Source organism: Serratia fonticola (assembly GCF_001006005.1).
GTDB classification, from domain to species: domain Bacteria; phylum Pseudomonadota; class Gammaproteobacteria; order Enterobacterales; family Enterobacteriaceae; genus Chania; species Chania fonticola.
In genome coordinates, this window is record NZ_CP011254.1 from 2,751,724 (window position 1) to 2,771,826 (window position 20,103).

The 20,103-nt window shown below is 51.6% G+C and carries 21 protein-coding genes and 1 pseudogene; 8 read left to right on the forward strand and 14 right to left on the reverse strand.

What is annotated here, in order from left to right; translation table 11 throughout:
* Positions 1 to 66 precede the first annotated feature (66 nt).
* The 4 genes from WN53_RS12230 to WN53_RS26820 all read left to right on the forward strand — a co-directional run bounded on the left by WN53_RS12230 (position 67) and on the right by WN53_RS26820 (position 2,853).
* Positions 67 to 594: a fimbrial protein gene (locus WN53_RS12230; protein ID WP_051346236.1), complete on the forward strand. Its 528-nt coding sequence runs from the start codon at positions 67 to 69 to the stop codon at positions 592 to 594.
* A gap of 175 nt (positions 595 to 769) precedes the next feature.
* Complete coding sequence (locus WN53_RS12235; protein WP_080660661.1) at positions 770 to 1,462, forward strand: LuxR C-terminal-related transcriptional regulator; 693 nt, start codon at positions 770 to 772, stop codon at positions 1,460 to 1,462.
* A gap of 9 nt (positions 1,463 to 1,471) precedes the next feature.
* A complete protein-coding gene (locus tag WN53_RS12240) occupies positions 1,472 to 2,173 on the forward strand; it encodes a helix-turn-helix transcriptional regulator (RefSeq protein WP_024529781.1) in 702 nt (233 codons plus the stop codon).
* Positions 2,170 to 2,853, forward strand: coding sequence for a helix-turn-helix transcriptional regulator (locus tag WN53_RS26820; RefSeq protein ID WP_024483492.1), 684 nt, complete (start codon positions 2,170 to 2,172; stop codon positions 2,851 to 2,853). Before WN53_RS12240 ends, WN53_RS26820 begins: the two co-directional genes overlap by 4 nt.
* 157 nt (positions 2,854 to 3,010) lie before the next feature.
* Here the strand turns inward: WN53_RS26820 and WN53_RS12250 are convergent, their stop codons facing one another.
* The 9 genes from WN53_RS12250 to nadC form a co-directional block, all read right to left on the reverse strand.
* Complete coding sequence (locus WN53_RS12250; protein WP_024483491.1) at positions 3,011 to 3,937, reverse strand: LysR substrate-binding domain-containing protein; 927 nt, start codon at positions 3,935 to 3,937, stop codon at positions 3,011 to 3,013.
* 208 nt (positions 3,938 to 4,145) lie between these two features.
* Complete coding sequence (locus WN53_RS12255; RefSeq protein ID WP_024483490.1) at positions 4,146 to 4,802, reverse strand: helix-turn-helix transcriptional regulator; 657 nt, start codon at positions 4,800 to 4,802, stop codon at positions 4,146 to 4,148.
* Between the two features lie 46 nt (positions 4,803 to 4,848).
* Positions 4,849 to 5,940 (reverse strand): hypothetical protein, encoded by a 1,092-nt coding sequence (locus tag WN53_RS28655; RefSeq protein ID WP_158645279.1) that lies wholly within the window; start codon positions 5,938 to 5,940, stop codon positions 4,849 to 4,851.
* A 55-nt stretch (positions 5,941 to 5,995) separates the two neighbouring features.
* Positions 5,996 to 6,517, reverse strand: coding sequence for a hypothetical protein (locus WN53_RS12265; protein WP_024483489.1), 522 nt, complete (start codon positions 6,515 to 6,517; stop codon positions 5,996 to 5,998).
* Between the two features lie 15 nt (positions 6,518 to 6,532).
* Entirely contained in the window at positions 6,533 to 7,207 is a 675-nt protein-coding gene (locus WN53_RS12270; protein WP_024483488.1) for a fimbrial biogenesis chaperone, read from the reverse strand.
* The gene (locus WN53_RS12275; protein ID WP_024483487.1) at positions 7,176 to 7,868 is read right to left on the reverse strand and encodes a hypothetical protein; all 693 of its coding nucleotides are present in this window, start codon (positions 7,866 to 7,868) and stop codon (positions 7,176 to 7,178) included. Before WN53_RS12275 ends, WN53_RS12270 begins: the two co-directional genes overlap by 32 nt.
* Positions 7,869 to 7,903: 35 nt before the next feature.
* Positions 7,904 to 10,159, reverse strand: coding sequence for a TcfC E-set like domain-containing protein (locus tag WN53_RS12280; protein WP_024483486.1), 2,256 nt, complete (start codon positions 10,157 to 10,159; stop codon positions 7,904 to 7,906).
* A 284-nt stretch (positions 10,160 to 10,443) separates the two neighbouring features.
* Complete coding sequence (locus WN53_RS12285) at positions 10,444 to 10,947, reverse strand: CS1 type fimbrial major subunit (protein ID WP_024483485.1); 504 nt, start codon at positions 10,945 to 10,947, stop codon at positions 10,444 to 10,446.
* Between the two features lie 428 nt (positions 10,948 to 11,375).
* The gene (gene nadC, locus WN53_RS12290) at positions 11,376 to 12,266 is read right to left on the reverse strand and encodes a carboxylating nicotinate-nucleotide diphosphorylase (RefSeq protein ID WP_024483484.1); all 891 of its coding nucleotides are present in this window, start codon (positions 12,264 to 12,266) and stop codon (positions 11,376 to 11,378) included.
* Between the two features lie 572 nt (positions 12,267 to 12,838).
* On the opposite strand from nadC, the gene WN53_RS12295 reads away from it, so the two are divergent.
* Positions 12,839 to 13,198, forward strand: coding sequence for a hypothetical protein (locus WN53_RS12295; RefSeq protein ID WP_024483483.1), 360 nt, complete (start codon positions 12,839 to 12,841; stop codon positions 13,196 to 13,198).
* 265 nt (positions 13,199 to 13,463) lie between these two features.
* Here WN53_RS12295 and WN53_RS27280 read toward each other — a convergent pair.
* Positions 13,464 to 13,652, reverse strand: a pseudogene (locus WN53_RS27280) (IS1 family transposase); the annotation flags it as partial.
* Positions 13,653 to 13,954: 302 nt separating this feature from the next.
* Between WN53_RS27280 and ampE the strand changes: the two are divergent.
* Positions 13,955 to 14,809 carry a beta-lactamase regulator AmpE gene (ampE, locus tag WN53_RS12300; protein ID WP_024483482.1) on the forward strand — a complete coding sequence of 285 codons (855 nt, stop codon included), beginning with the start codon at positions 13,955 to 13,957 and terminating at the stop codon, positions 14,807 to 14,809.
* A 37-nt stretch (positions 14,810 to 14,846) separates the two neighbouring features.
* Here ampE and hemL read toward each other — a convergent pair whose 3' ends face one another.
* Positions 14,847 to 16,136 (reverse strand): glutamate-1-semialdehyde 2,1-aminomutase, encoded by a 1,290-nt coding sequence (gene hemL, locus WN53_RS12305; protein ID WP_024483481.1) that lies wholly within the window; start codon positions 16,134 to 16,136, stop codon positions 14,847 to 14,849.
* 177 nt (positions 16,137 to 16,313) lie between these two features.
* Here hemL and clcA point away from each other — a divergent pair, with 177 nt between their 5' ends.
* Positions 16,314 to 17,741 carry a H(+)/Cl(-) exchange transporter ClcA gene (clcA, locus tag WN53_RS12310; protein ID WP_024483480.1) on the forward strand — a complete coding sequence of 476 codons (1,428 nt, stop codon included), beginning with the start codon at positions 16,314 to 16,316 and terminating at the stop codon, positions 17,739 to 17,741.
* Between the two features lie 89 nt (positions 17,742 to 17,830).
* Positions 17,831 to 18,175 (forward strand): iron-sulfur cluster insertion protein ErpA, encoded by a 345-nt coding sequence (gene erpA, locus WN53_RS12315; RefSeq protein WP_021179368.1) that lies wholly within the window; start codon positions 17,831 to 17,833, stop codon positions 18,173 to 18,175.
* Positions 18,176 to 18,229: 54 nt separating this feature from the next.
* On the opposite strand, the gene WN53_RS12320 is transcribed toward erpA, so the two are convergent.
* From WN53_RS12320 to btuF, 3 genes are all read right to left on the reverse strand, one after another.
* A complete protein-coding gene (locus WN53_RS12320; RefSeq protein WP_024483479.1) occupies positions 18,230 to 18,466 on the reverse strand; it encodes a hypothetical protein in 237 nt (78 codons plus the stop codon).
* A gap of 224 nt (positions 18,467 to 18,690) precedes the next feature.
* The gene (locus tag WN53_RS12325) at positions 18,691 to 19,305 is read right to left on the reverse strand and encodes a TRIC cation channel family protein (RefSeq protein ID WP_024483478.1); all 615 of its coding nucleotides are present in this window, start codon (positions 19,303 to 19,305) and stop codon (positions 18,691 to 18,693) included.
* On the reverse strand, positions 19,302 to 20,063 hold the full coding sequence (gene btuF, locus WN53_RS12330; protein WP_235166937.1) for a vitamin B12 ABC transporter substrate-binding protein BtuF: 762 nt from the start codon (positions 20,061 to 20,063) through the stop codon (positions 19,302 to 19,304). The genes WN53_RS12325 and btuF overlap by 4 nt, the downstream gene beginning before the upstream one ends.
* Positions 20,064 to 20,103 lie beyond the last annotated feature (40 nt).

A 20,103-nucleotide genomic window follows, 5' to 3' on the forward strand; every position in this document is an offset into this window, starting at 1 on the left:
TTAACTCAAGGAAATCAGGCAGGAATTCCCTGCCTGGAATATAGACGGGAACAGTAAGGAAACATCATGAAAAAACAAACTCAACGTACGCTGCTGGCCTTATTGGTTTTGGGGGCCGGTGTTAATCAAGTAGTGGCAGCTCCAACTCAAGTTAATATTACCGGCGTTGTAGTGGCTTCGCCCTGCACGGTAGATACCACCAACTCAGACTTGAACGTCAATCTGGGGACCAGTATTCAGGCGAAGGACCTGGCGACGGCAGGAAACACCTCCACGGCGGTGCCATTCAAGCTGGTAGTGAAGGACTGTCCGACGACAACCAGCAAAGTTACCGCCTCGTTTAGCGGTACGGCGGATACCGCGGCTGGCGGGCGTTACGCGACGACTAGCGGTACGGGGATGGCAGATAACGTGGCGGTAGAAGTGGCGCAAGATGTGTCCCCGTATACCTTGCAAAACCCGGGGTCTACCATGGAAACGACAGTGGTAGGAACCACGGCCACATTCGCATTGAGAGCCAGTGCTTATGCCAAAGGGGTGGTTACGCCGGGTAATATTGCTTCGGTAATGTCAGTCGACTTTACCTATAACTGATGAGCCAAGTCAGTTATCGCGGCGGGTAAAACACGGTCAAGTTTAGACGGCCGGCGTTGGTTTCCCTGGCCGCTGTGTGTATTGGCGTAGCAAGCTTTAACATCGGCACCCAAGTCTATTTTGGGTGCCAGCACCTATCAGGACAAGCTGAGTCATTAATAACGGAACTATTATCATGATGACATCAACCGTATGGAACAACACACCCCTACCGAAAATGCAGACGGCATGCCGCATCGACCGGGTATTGCTCATGGATGCTTGCCCGATAACGCGTGCCGGGATCTGCTCTGCATTCCAGCCACCACAGTTTCAGGTCATGGATTGTGTGCACGTAGAAAAGGTGTGCGATCTGCCAGTGGCGATGCAGCAAGGCAAGGTGGATGTAGTGATCACCGAGCTGTGTGGCGAAGGTGAATCGGTATTGGAGGGGCTGCGAATGATTAGCCATTTACGTCAGTACTGGGCACGGGTGCCGCTTATCGTTGCCACCTCTTTGCAGGAACCGCACCTGCTTGCACAGTTGAGAACGTTGAGGGTCAGCGGTATCTACCTTAAACAGGATCCCTTGTCATCACTGACACAAGGCGTCCTCTGCGCGATGGCGGGTTTGTCCAGTCTTAGCCCGTCAGCGGTGAACCTGATTGGCAATGGCGCGCCGTCATTATCGCTAACCGGACGTGAGATGGACGTACTGGAGTGCCTGTTTGCTGGCAGAACCGTGACCGACACGGCGCGGGTGCTAGCTCGGGATGTGCGCACCATCAGCACCCATAAACGCCGTGCCATGATTAAGCTCGGCTTCCATAGTGATAGCGATCTCTATACTCGTGGAGATTATCTAGCGCGTAATGGATTACTGATCTAGGAGTCGCTCATGAATACGCCTTTATCGGTTGTCAAATTAGCCGTTGTTGCCCCTATACCCTTGCTTCAGGCAGGGATGGCACATTTTATTCAGAACCTTGATCCCCCTATGCATCTGGTGGTGATGGTCTCTTCGCTTGAGCAATTGCTGGCGCAATGGGCGCCGCCACAAATTGACCTGTTGGCGGTGGTGCTCAGTGGCTCGCCGCAGGAGATTGCTCGCGACACGCAACAGTTGCTGATGCTCTCTGAACGTGCGCCCGCGCTGCGCATTGTGGTGTGCACCTATTGCCGGGACATTGCGTTGTTGACGCGTTTGAATCTCCGGCCGCACATCAGCCTGCTTGCCCGCCAGGAGTCGCAGGAGCAGACTCGCCGTGATATGGCACAGGCGCTGACCGGTGCCAAGGTTTGTAGCCCCAGTATGGCAATGTACCTGCTGCACAGTGCCACTCCTGCGCAAGTGCAGGACAGTTTGGTGGTGTTGACGCAGGCGGAACATAAGGTACTGGAGTACTTGCAGCAAGGAATGAGCGTTTCTGACGTGGCTGATTTACTGCATCGCAGTGTTAAAACCATCAGCGCACATAAGTGCAATAGCATGCGCAAGTTGGGGGTTCGCAATGACGCGGAACTATTCCAGCATTTACGCAGTCAGGTCACTGACACACCCTACAATACGCCGAATTCCCCCTGGTATGTCACGACATGATTAACCAGAAGCGGTACCGCGTGGCAGTAGTTTCACCGTGCCGTTTCTTTCAGGCTGGGATTTGGGCGTTGCTCAACACCCATTCGCTATCGCGGGTCTGGCACTGCCAGAAAGCCGCTGAAGCACAATGGTATCTGGATGAACAGCCGGTGGATGTGCTGGTGATGTCATTGCACGTTGGGCAACAGGCAGACTTATTGCTAGCCTTGCGCTTTATTCAGCAGGCGCGTATCTCTTTTCCCGGCGTCGCGCTGATGGTTATTCTGGATGACCCCATTCCTTATCTGGTGACTCGGTTGCGCCGTCTGGGGGTGAGACATATCGTGGATCTGGGGCAACCGTTAGTCTTATGGCATGCGCAATTGCGTCAGATTCTGTTGGGGGAGGATAGCCGGGCTGGCTGCACTTTACCGGGGTGTGATGAGGAAACGTTGTCTATGGGTGAGCGGCAAGTGGTCGAGTACCTGATACAGGGGATGACTCCCGCCGAAATTGCCGCGCTGACGAAGCGCAGTATCAAAACCATCTCCACACAGAAGGGCATAGCCATGCACAAGCTGGGGATCCGCCACTATGCCCAACTGATCGCGATACAAAGCGTCTTTACCGACAGTTGGCTGCCCCATGACGGAGTCCAGATGGTTGGGGAACTGACCCCAAGCCTTTGGTATTATTGCTGAATTTATCAACCCGAAAGGTGGATGACTGGTTTAGACCCTATTATCACCGTAGGCGATCCTCATATAGTATCAATGGTAGAGAAGGATAGGGTGTTTGATAATTACGGTATTGTCTCTGGTATAAGCAAGGATTTTGCGTAATAAACCTAGGGAACCGTTAGGGCATTATAGGCTCACTCCAATCATAATACTGACTCTCCAAACGGAATTCATGCATCAAATTTTTAGCGGCCAGAGTTAAAGGGCGTTCGGATGAGTAGATAAGACAAAACTTGGCAGTAGGCAGTATTTCTTTTACCGGAATAATACAAAAATCCTGCTTTAAATGGCTGTTGTGAATCATCTGGCTGGTGGCGATGGTCAAATAATCAGCATTCATCACCATTTGCAGCGCGGCACACCCCGTTCCGCGCATGATCGATTTATGTTGACTATTACTGGACTTAAACAAAAATTGATCTAATTTATCGTAATATCCTATTTTTGTTACGGGCAAAAACCAGTCGGCATCCTGTAGTTCGACTAATGAGTTGCAATTCGCTAATGGATGCCCTTTACGAGCATAGATAAAGTATTGAGTACTCATTAAAGGTTCTTGGATCAATCCCCCCAGATATTCTAAAGGAGCATGAGCACAGATGATAAAATCCAGCTTGCCATTGCGCAGGCCGGGTAATAGTTCGGATATTTGTCCCTCTACATTGGTCACACATGACTTGGTATGTTTTACTTTAAAACGCTTTATTGCACCAGGAAGTATAGTTAAAATAGGTAACAGTGATAGCCCGATGGTCACGGGGCCGGATGTAGAGCTAGTGTGATGTTCGATTTCATCCAACGCACGATCTAACTCATTTAATACTAACTCAATACGTGAATTAAATAGCCTCCCTATATCGGTAAGGACTACACCAGTACTTCCTCTTGTTATCAGGGAGATACCTAATATTTGCTCCAACTCCTGCAGGCTGCGTGTCACTCCTGGTTGTGACTGACCCAGAGCTTTGGCGGCAGTGCGGATACTGCCATGCAGAAGGATGGCTTGAAACGTTTGAAGTTGTTGCAGTTTAGGTAGGTATCTCATATTACCTCTTTTTATTTATTGAAAACTTTATTAAAATGAAGAGAAATAAGTCATGTGAACACCATGCTCCATAAGATTTTTTAATGGGTTCATCCGCATTTCATTATGTTTAATATTCTAGGGTTTATAGCTGTAATTATAGTCTTTCCGCTAATGGTTATATCATGTTTTTTATTTTAAAGTATAAGGCTACGTCATGAATTTAAATTTATTTTTCTATGTAATTTGATAAAAATACGTTGATTATAGCCTTTCTACTGTAGCTTTGGATCATCAGTGGTTGTAATGAACGGATGCCTAACTTAAACAGCGCTGAGCGTTTATGACTGCTTACGGTCTTTGGGCTGATACGCAACTCATTAGCAATATCAACTATTTTTTTCTCATCTAGTAGCCTCTGTAATACCGCTATTTCACGTGGCGAGAGAGAAGATGTCGTGGCATGCCGTAGCGGGGAACGTCCTGTGAAAGGCTGGAAAGTATCGAGTAGTTGAAATTCCAGTGCTTCCACCGATCTTGAAGTATCCAATATGGCCCAGACATTCTTGAATTCGCAAATATAGCGTCCCATAACACCGAAAGAGACCAGATCATTAATGAGAATGGTTTTTACCCTTGGGTTCACTTGGCAATATTCACCGAGTAGGCTTAGGGTGGATGATGGATTGTTCACCATGCTACTCAAGGTCATTATTAAGATATCTGGTACAGTCCCTGTATTTAACTGCTTGATACACTGGTTGAGCTTGGCTAAACTGGCAATGACGTCGAGTTCAACCATAAGCTGTATGTTTTGTAAAACGCTTTCAATCCCCTTGCGGGTAAAATGGCAGGGGCATTGAATGATTACTTTTTTATTCAGCATGGTATCTCCTGGGAATTACACCACCTACTCGTACGACTTATCTCATTTATGCTTTTGGGGTAATAACAAAATTTAATGTGTCAGAGTGAAGGCCTTGCTGGGTTGACGAATTTTTGAATAGGTTTATTTTGGGTGTCCAACACATTTCGCTGTGATCGGATGAGTAATTATTCGTTTGTCCTAAAGTGATATAATTTTGGGTGCCTGCTGTTGGGAAGTTAAAGTTGTTAACGGCATTGCCGTCATTACTCGCTAACTGCAAATTATAGAATAATTGGCTGCTATCAGGGCCCGATAGCGCAAACAGATTACGCCCCCCTGGTGAACTAGCGCTATTGGTGACTGCCAACGCATATTGCTTGTTGGTGACTCCCGCCGTCACGTATCGCACGCATAAATTGTTGTTGTTAATATTGTTAATCGTTACTGGGTAACCAGTGCTTGCAGAGGTGACATCGGGTAAGTCAACCAAGTCGGTTGTTTGTAACATCCACTCAGCCGAATTCATTGTAAACTCGGGGTCTATCGGATTTAATTCCGATATTGGGGGAACTACCGCGGGTGGTGTATTGCCAGCAGATGGTGTACAGGCACTGGTTGTGATGGTAGGGATAAACCAGTAATAGCCACCCGATACGTTGCTGCCATTATCCGACAGGGAGGTTGTCGAGATTAAGGCCGCTGGGTAGGCATTATTCGCCTCTGTTGGTGAGACGATAAAGGTCACGGTGCCACCCGATGTAATTATTGCAGGAGTAGAGGCATTGCTTGAACCGATGGTAATAGAACTAGCGTTCGGGCTATTGCTAGTTATGGCCAGTCCGGCAGAGAGATTAAAATTTGATGCCGGCGGTGGTACTACAAACCGGTTACCGGTACGGCTTATTGTACCGTTTGCTGCTGTTGGCACAGAAATTGTAAAATTATTGACAGAGTTATTACCAATGCTTGCACCACTTGCGCCCATTGTACTCTGAATAGTAAAGCTGACTTTCCATTCATTGTTACTCCCCGTACTGGTAATAGAGCAATTGCTTGGGGTCAGTCGGTAAAAAGTGCCAGCAATTGTGGGTTGAGTAGCGCAACACAGCAGGAGTATCCCTGAAAAAGCGAACCCTGGGAAACGTCTGTTCATCATAATTCCTTAATAAAATAAATCTGGTTCAAAACGCCGTCATCACAAGGGATAAACGCTATATATTGACTTCAAACAGCAACATCAGTTCACCCACATAGTCGCCAGTGATATCACCCCGAACACCAGGAGGTTGATGGGCTGACACCGACAGTAGATAATTCCCTACTGAGGTATCTCCCAGGGGGATCGAGTTGCTGAAATCTATCGGCGTAGCACTTAGTGCCTGCAGCGTAGTGGTACTACTGCCAAATTCGACCAGTGCGGTGCTGAACGTCAGCGAGGGGTTCGTACTGTGGGTCAGGATCAACGGGTTAACCAGCGTCACGCTGAAATCGCTTTCATTACGGATACTGACCTTTACCGGCACTTGAGCTTGATAAAGGGTGACGTCTCTACCACTGCTGTTGTCCAGCGCCAGTGTGTCATACCAACCACCCTCTGGTTTTTCTACCGTAATTTGTGGCAGGTTGGTCAGGTTGATGGTGATCGGCACCCCACCCAAGGGGGAGTCGGCTGCATTTGCCGCAATGCCTGGCAGCAACAACGCCGCCGCTATCATCTGTTGCCATAGCTTCATGGTGCTCATTCCTTTTTATGCGCCACACTGCAGGGTAAAAGTGTTGTCCTGCGCCTTGCCGCGTAATGTTTTGCCAGCTATATGACGCGGCGTGCCAGGGTAGACGTTAAAGCTGTCCACGGCCTTGCCATCCTGCTTCAGTTCACTGAACTCAACCCGTACGTTGCCGGTCGCTGCCAACTCTATTCCTTCCGATCCGCAGCGGTGCTGCCAGGTGGCGGTAGGATTGGCGGGCAATTGGCGCACCAGGCCCATATACCCCAAATTGACCACCATCACATTTCCACGGGGGCCGCTGATGTTGAGCTTCTGCTGCGGAATAACTGAGAGCCGATACACCTTTTCTTGAGCCGGTTGTTTCAACGTTTTCAAATGCACCCGTTTTTCCTGGCGTGGGCCCAGCGTCAGCTTGAACGGTGCGGCATACAGGTAAGGCGTTTTGATGATACCCAAAGGTATCCGCTGTTCCTGTTCTGGCGGTACGCCGGGGTTAACCAGTTCGAACAGACCAACTTCGACAAACTCAGATTTATCGCCGGTATTGATCACGCTCACCACTGCCTCTTCGCCTTTCATTTCGACGATTTTCGGTCTGATATCAATCAGCGCCTGCGCCATTCCCCAGGGGAGCGTACAGAGCACCAGCGCTGAGGCGGCCTTACGGGCAGCGCAGATCAAAGGGTTTACCATCGGCTTGGCCTTTCAGGGCTTTCACTGGGAATACCCGCGGTAATCCCGGGAAGATTTTTTGTTCACCAGGCATGCTGTCTGCCGGGACCACCTGCAAACCGCTAAACAGTGTATGCATGTTGCCAGTGGAGGTCAGTTGCAGCCCGTTGGCTTGGCATTGGTGAGCCCAGCCGTGGGTTTGCGAGCCGGAGGAGGGTAAGTGGCTTACCAGTACCCCATAGGCTATGCCAAAGGTGATCGGTGCCTTGATTTTCTCTTGGCTATTCTCACCCACTACCTTGATGCTGTTGATTGGCACGATGTATAAGCGATAGAGGGTCTCTTTCGCTGGTACCTTCAACACCACCAGATTGATATCACGCTTTTGGCCTGGGCCTAACGTCAATTTGGCCGGATTGGCCATCATTTCCGGCACGCTGAGCTCGCCAATCGGTGTTTTACGCTCCGGTTTCTCACCGGGGTTTTCAATGCGCACCATATCGATTTTCAGATAAAGGGGTTTATCTCCAAGATTGCTGACCTGAACGGTACGATTCTGAGTGCCTTCAACTGTGCTGCGTGCGGGCATCACCATCAGTTGGCCATCGGCCAGAGTTAACCCACTCATAGCCAGCAGGGCACTTGCCAGAGTGATGTGCAGGGGGCTGATTATAGGTTTCATTTTTCTACTCTATTCCATGCGTTAATCGCCAACCCTTACAGGTGCTGGCAGAGGTAACGGTTGTTATTCTGGCGTTGACTCAGATCGCACTGATAACGCCCCTGTTTGCCATTGACGGTGACCACCTGCAGCATCATCGATGTCGCGACTGAGAACAGGCCGTTCGGGTAGACGGTGTCGCCGGTTTCTTGCAACGTACCACTCACCGGTAACCCATGGTTGTCCTCTAGAAAACCGTTATACAGCAGGTTCATTTCGACCTCGGCCATCACCGGGTAGACTTGCCCTGGATGGGCACGAAGGACGTTGGCAGGCAGGCGAATGTTCATATCCGTATTGGCATCCACCGACTGCGCGCGGGCGAAGGCCACGTCCTGATAACTGGCCAGTGGCACCGCATAAGTGCTGCCACCAGCAACCGGAGAACCTTCGACCTTGAAACCGTACTTCACATCGCCTAACGCAGGCGTAGTCACCAGCATTGCGGCACCGCTCGGGCTGGTACGCCCCAGGGCAATACCGTCGCGGCTTGCTGCCAGCATGCCGTTGTAGTTAAAGCTGGTGTTGGTGATGCGATCGTCTACACCGATGCGGCCGGATACGTCACCACGCGAGCCGCTGCGGCGGGCGTTGACGCCAATGGCGTTGGTACGGCCGATTTCACTGAAGTCCAATCCGGCGTAGGTTGTGCCGTTAACGTCTTCAAACTCACGGCTATAGCTACCGCCAGTGTGCAATTTGCCATTGTTATAAGCGGCATTAAACGTACCTGTGTTACGGTCCAACATGATGGTGGTATTCAGAAACAGCCCGTAGTTGTTGTTGCTGGTATCAAACCCCCCCTTCTGTAAACCGGTAGAAATCACCGCCCAGACTCCGTTACCGCGCCAGTTCCAGGTGCTTTGTAACTGGTGACGTTCGCTGCGCGCGAAAGGGCTGTAGTGATAAGCCATACGCGTCGCCCCGAACTGCCGGCTGTATGACAGCGTGGTGCTGTCATTGCCCCGATAGAACTCGGATACCGTTGTATTCTGGTACTGCGAGGCACTCAGGTAGCCTAATAGAGGGCTGCCAATGCTCAGGCTGGCATAGCCGCCGACGCTCTTCTCGCCCGCCATGACGCCTGCGGTAGGGGTAATATCCACATCACCAACCTGCATGGGGCGGGTGACATTGTGTTCCATTGCCCATTTTCTACCCGTCCCCTTGAGTAATGCACTACTCATGGCAAACCAGTTGGTGCTGAAGTTGGCTCCGGCGCTTGCCAGATTTTCCTGGGTATCCAGCTCCTTACCCAAGGTCACGAACCAGCCAGCATTCGCCCCATAGTTCAGGTTGGCAATCTGTTGGTTTTCGCGGCTAACCACTTGACCACTCCGGTTGATCAGACGGATTTCCACATTGTAGAAGCCGCCCGGCAACTGGTTGTAGTCAATCTCGTTGCGGCCAATTGTGGCAGGTAAGCGGCGGATCAGGCGTCCGTCGCGGTAGAACTCGTAGTCACCATCGCTGGTGGCGAACAACACCATCTTGCCAGCCGACTGGTTATCGCGTTTGAGGTTATCCTGGCTGCCGAGGGTGATAAACTGGTCAAAGCTCGGGCTGATAGTGGTGCTGACGCTGCCGGCCGCAAAATCCCGGCTGTCCTGGCGGCCACTGCGCAGGTAAGTACTGGAGAAGTTTTTCTGCAGATACCAGGTACTGACACCCTGATCGTTAGTCTGGGTATCGTAGCTTTTGCTCTCGTTGTAATACCAATTCAGGTAGCCATAGCTCTGGAATGGCATGCCAAGATAGGCCTGACCCGTTGCCGCAACCGAGTGGTAGTTGTTGGACGCGGTGCGCACATCTAGCGACTGGTTATGAATGAATCCCATCATGGTCTGTGGCTGCACGTAACGCTGCTTGCCATCGGCGATGCTGATCGACTGCTTGACCTTATCCAGAGAAACTGTCTGACCGCTGATGCTATAGTCGCAGCCACCAGGGCAGAGGGAGTAGGGTATTTTCATCAACACTTTATTCAACAAGTCTATCTGCTTCGTTGTGATACCGTTCTGGAGGAACAGTGCTTCATCAAAAGTCAGGCGGCTTTTTTGTGCGGACCAACTGATCGCACCTGGTAAGGGCTTGCCATCCAGCGTGGCGAGAAACTGCATGGATTTATCCTGCTCAGCTTCAGAAAAACCCGCGGGAACCTGGTATTCAATTTGGGCATTATCTGCATAGGTTGCTGCTGATGGGGCCAACAGCAATAATCCGGTTGCCCATCCTGGGATAGCTTTGGCCATGGAGAGTCCGTTCCATAAGTAGATTAAAAAGTGCCGCGAATAATTGCTTAACCAAAATGTCCGGTTAAATTAAGCAACCCGTTATTGAATGGTTTTTTATGCTTTTATAACAGGGTAACGGATGCCAAACCGTAATCACCATGGTGAAACAATAGGAGTGATAACGATTGAATAATAGGGTTAGAGTTTTAACCCTATTTTTACTTCTATATTATAGCCTGGTTCTCATCCATTTATTGGCTAACGATCAGGTCAAATATAATCAGCTTACCAAAGGTTGGATCTTATGGCATTGGTTCGAACAGCATCACCAAATCGCCCTGGTAGTCACCATTGGTAGTCGTGCCAGCAGCAACGTTGGTTGGCGCATCAGCAGTGATCTTCAGGGTATAGGTGTTATCAAAACCGCCTGTTACTGGAGTGGTCTGAGTGAGTTCTGCAGCAGTTGCAGTGCTCAACTCCATGCCGCCTAGAGTCACTTTTACGCCGTCTAACTGCGCGCTATCTGCACGGGTCACGGTCAAAGGTTGAACCATGGTCACATCAACTTTGTCCGTGGTGCTATAAATACGCACCGGCAGATCGTTAGAAGCAAAAGTAGTCTGGTAGCGATCGCTGGCGAACAGTTCCTCTGTGTCGTACCAGGTGCTGCCATCCGGTTTAGAAACAAAAATCGCATCGTTAATGGTGGCAACGATAGAGATTTTTTTGTTGATGCCGGGGGCGGCGTTAGCCACGGTGGATGACAGAATGGCAGCAGCGACTACAGACAGAAGGATCTTTTTCATGTTTTTCCCTTATTAAATGTTTTTGACGTCCTTATCGTTAAGAAACGTCTCCTGCGTTTATTACTGAGCTTTATACAAATAACCCTCAAAAAAGGTTATTTGGAATGAGTTCAATCCATGATCAAAATATTCAGCAAACATCAAAAAGATATAGGGTAGTGACTTGATTAATGACTAGGATATTTCTGCTTTATCAATGATTGGCACTATAGGATCATTCTTTGATTTTGGGGAGATAATATTAATTTATAGGCGATGCAAATTAGTTATACTTCCGTTTTGGTCAGGAGCGGTTCAGTAGATTGCGGCGGCAGGTGATAAGCTCGGAGGGCTGTATAATTTGGGCGTAGAATGCAACACGTTATGACGTGACTCTTGATTTTCCTGGTTCAACAACGCCCCAGGAAGAGGCGTTGCCAATACCAGGATCAGTGAAAACGCATTGACAGATCGAGCGCGGTAACGTGTTTGGTCAGCGCCCCGACAGAGATATAATCCACCCCGGTTTCGGCAAACTCGCGCAGGGTTTGATCGGTGACGTTACCGGAAACTTCCAACTGCGTGCGTCCCTGGGCCAGGGCAACGGCATCACGCATCATCTCGACGCTGAAATTATCCAGCATCACAATATCGGCACCGGCATCCAGCGCCTGTTGCAGCTCATCCAGCGATTCGACCTCCACCTCTACCGGCACGTCGGCATGCAGCCAGAAGGCTTTCTCTACCGCGTTTTTGATCGAGCCAGAAGCAATGATGTGGTTTTCCTTGATCAGGAAAGCATCCGAGAGGCCCAGACGGTGATTGCTGCCACCGCCGCACAGCACGGCATATTTCAGCGCGGTGCGTAGGCCAGGCAGTGTCTTGCGGGTGTCCAGCAGCCGGGTTTGTGTGCCTTGCAGCAACGCTACATAGCGGCTTACCGCCGTGGCTACGCCGGACAGCGTTTGCACAAAGTTCAGCGCGGTACGTTCGCCCGTCAGCAATATACGCGCAGGGCCGCTCAGGTGGCATAGCGGCTGGTTGGGCACCAGCTTATCGCCATCTTCCACCAACCACTCGATCTTCACCTGTCCACCCAGTTGGATAAACACCTCTTCCAACCAGCGGCGGCCACAGAAAACGCCGGGTTCACGGGTGATCACCGTGGCATTGGCCTGCTTATCTGCGGGTAGCAGTTGTGCGGTGATATCGCGCTCGGCATCTACGGTTCCCCCAAGATCTTCACTCAGCGCCTGGGCGACGGTGGCAGGGACATCATTGGCAATACGTTCGAGAAGCGCGGTACGGCGGCTGTCGGCACTGTAGCGACGGGTCGGCATGGCAAACTCCGGAAATGGACGATAGGTCGGTGGATCCACATGCTACTCTGTTTTATAGCCCCGTGCCAGCCGCTAGTTTTACATAATATCAATAGGTTAATGATGCTCTAATCCCCCTCACCCTAACCTTGTGCTTTAGTGAGCGGGGACTGCATGTGCCACAATTTTACTCTCACATCTGACCTTAACACGGGCGCGGCATGCAGCGCCCCTACGCAGTGTGGTGCATTGCATGTGCAGGGAGAGTGAGGGGGTGTTAATAGGAAGGAACAACTGTAAGCGGGGTCTGAAACCCAACCGTAGCAGCGCCGCTCACGCCGCAGGCGTGATATGTTCAAAAATATACTCAACAATATGTTATTACTTAAATATTTCCTTTTAGATGACACCTTTTGAGAAAATGAACGCATATCCCCACGTTGTTTCAACTCTAGTACAACAGTGTTGAATAGCTATACCTTTTGCTATTTGGGATACTGTTTATCCAGACAATTGTTTGGTGAGTTTAAAGCTCAGTAATAAATTTTTAATAATTAATAATCTACACTTCGTGTGTATCAAAAGGATGTAGTATGAAACAAATTCAAGCAAACATTATTCATCAACTCTATAAAGCTGAGGAAGGTGATGTGGTTGATAATAATTATGTTCGTCTGGCTAGCGGTTGGGTAGTCCAAAGTCAGCCTAATGACCAAGAGTATTTGGTATTATCGCCTATCTATACGTTGTTGTTTAAAGATCTGTCTGATGGAAAATACTATTATACAAGTAGGACGGCACCTCGTTACCCTACCGACGCTAATGACTCATCTCGAACAGCCCGATACTACGAGCCATTCTATAACATTAAAGATCCTTTCGAGGTATATGATTGTGAACGTTCAATGATTCAAGTGGGCGCAACAACTTGGGAGGAAGGTCTGGCTCCTTGATGATTTTTTGGTATTATTGGAGTTTAATAATGGAAAGTGTATATTATAACACTTAGCCTGTTTAATTATTGAAATAACATGCCTATATTTATCACCGTCAAGATATCTGGATATAGGTCATTTACCTGAAAGTAGCATGCCACAAGCACGCTACTTTCATTCTATTAAAAGTCCTCGGCATCATTGCGTAGATGCGGCTTTGTTAATGGGGGGGCTTCGCCGGAAACAAAATGGCTTAGCATAGGATATTTGGTAATGTTTCCAGTTAGTAGAATATGTATTTTTCGATAAAAGCTCCGATAACCTTTTCATGAAGTTCTACAGAACGTGAAAAGCAAATGGTTCTGCGGGCCAACCTTTTGATTCTGGTTCTCAGCGTCAGATTATTGCGCTCAATGCGCTGGGTAAAGATTTTACCCGTCAAATGCTTATCCTTCGGCACTTCCCGGCAAGTTGCATCGGTTCGTGGACCAAGTACACCGCCTAATAAGATACTGGATATAGGCCATTCACCGCGTTATTTTAGGACTACCTTTGAGAAACGAAAAAGAGTGTACGTTAAGATGATTTTTTGTACTGACTGGCATCAACAGGCCGCGACTGCCGGGTACCGTGCTTGATGTGGTAGTGCAGGTAACAAATCCATTTATTATCAATGCATTAAATTCACTTCTCGTAAACATGCTACTCTGCTGCTGGCACTCGTCCCACCGCAAGTATTATGCTGGGGAACAGACAGAAGGAGAGGATTAGCTAATGACGCTGTTTACGCTGTTACTGGTTTTGGCGTGGGAACGCCTGTTTAAACTGGGTGAGCATTGGCAGTTGGACCATCGTTTAGAAGTAGTGTTTCAGCGGCTGCATCGGTTTTCTTTGGCACAAACGTTGGCAATGACCCTGGTCTGGATGTTTATCGTCTGGGGCATCCTGTGGTTGGCCCAGGGCCTGTTCTTCGGCGTTGTGGCGCTACTGTTGTGGATTGTGATTGGTCTGCTGTGCGTTGGGGCCGGGATCACACGCAAACATTATCGAGCCTATTTGCAGGCCGCGCGGCAGGGCGATACCCACGCCAGCGATCAGATGGCGGAAGAGCTGGCGCTGATCCACGGTTTACCGGTGGATTGCAGCGAGGCAGAGCGCTTGCGTGAACTGCAAAACGCTTTGGTGTGGATTAACTATCGTTACTATCTGGCACCGCTGTTCTGGTTTGCGGTGTGCGGGCCATACGGGCCACTCGCTCTGGCAGGCTATGCTTTTCTACGGGCCTACCAAACCTGGCTGGCACGGCATCATTCACCGCTGCAACGCTCACAAACGGGGATCGACTTCCTGCTGCATGTGTTGGACTGGATCCCGGTTCGTCTGGCTGGGGTGGCGTATGCGTTGATTGGGCATGGTGAAAGGGCGCTGCCCGCGTGGTTTGCTTCGCTGGGGGATCGTCATACTCCGCAGTACCAGGTGTTGACGCGTTTGGCGCAGTTCTCTCTGGCCCGTGAACCGCATATGGACCCGGTTCAGACGCCGCGTGCAGCGGTAACGTTAGCGCGTAAAGTGACCCTGATTGTGGTGGTGGTCGTGGCGATATTGACGATTTACGGTACCTTGCTCTGAAGGTAACGGCGGGCGCCGAGTGGCGCCCGCCAGAAGATTACAGCTTGGCGAAGCAGCGGCGTGCGGCATCGACGGTGCGCTGAATATCTTCGTCGCTGTGTGCGACAGACATAAAGCCAGCCTCGAATGCCGACGGGGCCAGATAAACCCCCTCATCCAACATCAGATGGAAGAAGCGCTTGAAGCGCTCGACATCGCAACCCATCACGTCCTGATAGCAGGTGACCGTTGGCGCATCGGTAAAGAACAGCCCGAACATGCCGCCTACATGGTTGACGACAAACGGTATGTTCTCTGCCTTGGCCGCCGCCAATAGGCCTTCTGCCAGCTTGTTGGTCAGTTCGGTCAAGGTCTGGTGAATGCCAACCTGGGAAACCTCGGTCAGGCAGGCGAAACCGGCGGCCATGGCAATCGGGTTGCCAGACAGCGTACCAGCCTGATACACCGGCCCGGTAGGTGCCAGAGCGGCCATCACTTCACGGCGGCCACCGAAGGCCCCCACTGGCATCCCTCCACCGATAATTTTGCCCAGGCAGGTCAGGTCTGGTACCACATCGTAATAAGACTGAGCACCGGCCAGCGCGACGCGGAAACCGGTCATCACTTCGTCAATGATCAACAGCGCGCCATACTTGTCACACAGGGCGCGCAGGCCCGGCAGGAAGTCTGGCAGCGGTGGAATGCAGTTCATGTTGCCCGCGACCGGCTCAACGATGATGCAGGCGATCTCTGAAGGGTACTGCTCGAATGCGGTACGCACGGAGTCGAGATCGTTATAGGTACAGGTCAGCGTGTGCTTGGCGAAGTCTGCCGGCACGCCCGGTGAGTTCGGCTGGCCCAGCGTCAGTGCGCCGGAACCGGCTTTTACCAACAGGCAGTCGGCGTGGCCGTGGTAGCAGCCTTCAAACTTGATGATCTTGTCGCGGTTGGTATAGCCACGCGCCAGACGAATGGCGCTCATGGTGGCTTCGGTACCGGAGTTCACCATACGCACCATATCCATGGTTGGGACCAGATTGGTCACCAACTCGGCCATTTTCACTTCCATCTCGGTAGGTGCGCCGAAGCTCAGGCCGCGCTGCGCCGCCTCGATCACCGCATTGCGGATCGCCGGATGGTTATGGCCCAGCACCATCGGGCCCCAGGAACCGACATAATCGATATAGGCTTTACCATCGGCATCAAACAGATAGGCACCGTCGGCACGTTCGATAAACAGCGGGGTACCGCCTACACCGGTGAATGCACGCACTGGGGAGTTGACTCCGCCTGGGATCAGCTGTTGCGCCTGGGCGTACAGACTTTCGGACTTACTGTGTAAGCTCATAAACCGGCTCCTGGGTTTGCTTTTGAATGATTTGACCGCGCTATTCTAGTGGAGAGTACGGAGTTATGAAACGATCATAGACCGATACCTATTTTGAGGGGGCGGTAAGACAACGACTGAGCTAGAATAGCTTACATCGCTATTAGTCTGATTTTTCAATTCAATAATGAACTCACTATGACTGAATTACAGCAACAGCCTCCTGCGGCTTCAGGCGTGCGCCTGACTCGCAACTATAGGGTCCGTCAGTTTATTCGCCAGGATAAAACGCCGGTTGTCATCCTGATCATGGCGGCGGTGGTAGGGACGTTGGCGGGATTGTTGGGCGTCGCTTTTGATAAAGCGGTGGAGTGGGTGCAACAGCAGCGGCTGTCGGGCCTGGCCTCTGTCGCCAACTCCTGGTTCCTGGTGTGGCCGCTGGCGTTTATTTTGTCTGCCGTGCTGGCCGCTTTTGGCTTTTATCTGGTCAAACGTTTTGCGCCAGAGGCGGGTGGTTCAGGGATCCCGGAGATCGAAGGGGCACTGGAAGAGTTACGCCCGGTGCGCTGGTGGCGGGTCATCCCGGTGAAATTTATCGGCGGTATGGGGACGCTCGGCGCTGGCATGGTGCTAGGGCGTGAAGGGCCGACGGTACAGATGGGGGCCAATGCCGGGCGAATGGTGCTGGATATTTTCCGTATGCGCAGCGCGGAAGCGCGCCACTCCATGCTGGCCACCGGTGCTGCAGCCGGTCTCTCCGCTGCGTTCAACGCCCCTCTGGCGGGGATCTTGTTCGTCATCGAAGAGATGCGGCCGCAGTTTCGTTACAACCTGATCTCCATCAAGGCGGTGTTTATCGGCGTGATTATGTCGAGCATTGTCTTTCGCATTTTTAATGGTGAAAGTCCGCTGATCGAGGTGGGTAAACTTGCTTCGGCACCGCTCAATACGCTGTGGTTGTACCTGGTGTTGGGGACGGTGTTTGGCGCGGTAGGGGTGATGTTTAACGCACTGGTGTTTCGTACGCAGGATATGTTTGCCCGTTTCCATGGTGGCAAGATGAGCAAGATCCTGCTGATTGGTGCCCTGCTAGGGGGCGTTTGTGGCGTGCTTGGGCTGATCGAGCCAGCAGCAGCGGGAGGTGGTTCGGCCTTGATCCCGATCGCGGCGGCGGGCAATTACAGCGTTGGCATGCTGCTGTTTATCTTTATCGCACGGGTGATCACCACGCTGTTATGCTTCGGCTCAGGCGCACCGGGTGGTATTTTTGCGCCGATGCTCGCCCTGGGGACGCTGCTAGGCACCGCTTTTGGTCTTTTTGGCGCTCACCTGTTCCCTGAATATGGGCTTGAGGCTGGCACCTTTGCTATTGCTGGCATGGGGGCGCTGTTTGCCGCTACCGTGCGTGCCCCGTTAACCGGTATTGTGCTGGTATTGGAAATGACCGATAACTATCAGCTGATTTTACCGATGATCATCACCTGCCTCGGCGCGACCCTGGTGGCGCAGTTTATGGGCGGTAAGCCATTGTATTCCGCCATTTTAGCCCGCACCTTACAAAAGCAGCAGCAGGAATTGGCCGAGAAAACAGGTAAAGAAAATACAACAAATGCGGTGAATACTTGAACGCAACACTCAGGTATTAGATAATCAGCACCATTAATCAGGTTACCGTCGTCGTCGCCTGATGTGAAACACTGTTGGGAGTAACGAGTATGAGTGATGAAACAGCACTGCCCCTGCAATTTACCGAGGCAGCAGCAAGCAAGGTGAAATTCCTGATTGCTGACGAAGAGAATCCAAACCTGAAGTTGCGGGTTTACATTACCGGTGGCGGCTGCAGTGGATTCCAGTACGGCTTCACGTTTGATGACAAGATCAACGACGGCGATATGACCATCGAGAAACAGGGCGTTGCGCTGGTGGTTGATCCGATGAGCCTGCAATATCTGGTTGGCGGCGCGGTGGATTACACCGAAGGGTTGGAAGGTTCACGCTTTATCGTGACTAACCCGAATGCCAAAACCACCTGTGGCTGCGGTTCTTCATTCAGTATCTGATTTGCCGCCGTTAAAAAACCCGCCTGCCTGTACGGTGCGCGGGTTTTTTTGTGCCTACCATTCCACGGTGATCAGTTCGCTTTCCCGATCGTCTACTATCCGTTTGCTATGGCTCATCTTCGGCTGCAAGACTGTGCCATTGCCGCATTCTACCTGTGGCGTGTTGCCGGTCGTGGTTACGCTGCAGGTAGGCACAATCGTCAGACTGATACCAATCTTGCCGCTGGTGTTTTCGGCCAGCACACTGCTGCTCAACAACAGTGTGCTAGCGATCAAAAGATTTTTCTTCATGCTTAAACTCAAAACAATACCTATCCGCAGGCCACAGCAATAGGACCTATCGGCGAAAGTGAACGGAACTTAACGGCGCGGGATAATTTTTAACGAAGAGTTAACCAGATGATTACATTATTCAAGCGCATTTTATTAGCGCAAAATAATAGCACATTGCTTAGATAATAGTCGAATATCCTGCTTGGCAGGAAAGCCTCCGCCGAAGCTGGCGGAGGCAAGAATTACTGTTCGAGGATAAACGCCGGTAGTTTCAGATGCCAACGAATGGCGGCCAGGCGGATACCCAGCGTGATGATCATCCCCAGCATCATGGCATGCTGTAACGGCATGCCAAAGGTGTAGAACGCCGTGACGTGCACCGTGCCACCGACGATGCAGGCGGTGGCGTAGACTTCAGTTCGCAGGATCATCGGGATCTCGCGAGCCAGCACGTCGCGGATAATCCCGCCGCCGACGCCGGTGATCACTCCCATGCAGACGGCCACCAGCGGCCCACTGCCAGCGGCGAACGCCTTATTGACGCCGATCCCCACGAACACCGCCAGCCCGATGGCATCCAGCACCGGCAGGATCCATTTCGGTAACCGACGCGGCTGGCGCACCAGCAGCAGCGTAAGCACACAGGTGATCATCGCCACCACCAGATCGGTGGGATCCTTTACCCAGAATACCGGGCCGTTGGCGAGCGCCATATCACGGATCGTCCCGCCGCCGACCGCGGTCACTACCCCCAGTACCAATACGCCAAAGGGATCCATCCGTAATTTGCCCGCCAGCAACACGCCGGAAATGGCAAACACCGCCGTACCAAGAATATCCAGCCAAAATACCATCAATGGATCTCCGCCAATTGACCGCATAGTGATTGTGCCGCCAGCATGATGCGTGGCCCAGCACGGTTAAACCAATCTTCCTCAACGGCAATCACCGGCACGTCCAGCTGTGGGCCCCAGAAGGCTTTCACATTGGCGATCTGCTGGGCATTCCCGCTGATAACGATGGCCTGTGGTTTACGCACCAGCACCTGTTCACGGCTTACTTGCGGCCAAGGCACGGGGCTATCGGCAAAGATATTCTCTGCGCCGCACAAGGACAGCACCTGGCTTTGCAACGTGGCCGCCGAACTGGTGAACAGCGGTTGGGTACCAAACTGCAGCAGCACAGGCCTTGGCGAATTGCTGGCATAGCGCGTTTTCAGCTCATCTACCTGTTGGCGGAGGCTGGCTGCGGCCTGATGTGCCTGTTCTGGGTGAGGGCTGTACTGCGCCAACGCATCCAGCGATTGGGCGATTTCGTCAATATTCTTGGCATCTGCATAAAAAATCGGGATGCCGAAGGAGGCGAGCTGATCCAATACCCGCTGGGGGTTACCGCCACGCCAGGCGAGAACCAGATCGGGTTTCAACGCCAGGATCCGTTCCAGGTTGATCCCTTGCCAGGAGGCGACCTGTTCCAGCTGCTTGGCGGCAGGGGGATAATCGGAGTAAGCGCTGACGGCCAGCAGGGTATCCCCCATACCGGCCGCGTAGGCAAGCTCCGTGGTGCTCGGTGCCAGGCTGATCACCCGTTGGGCGGCGCTGGCAGGCAGCAGCATCCCCAGGATCAGCCAGCTCAGCAGGGCGCACAGACGCAGC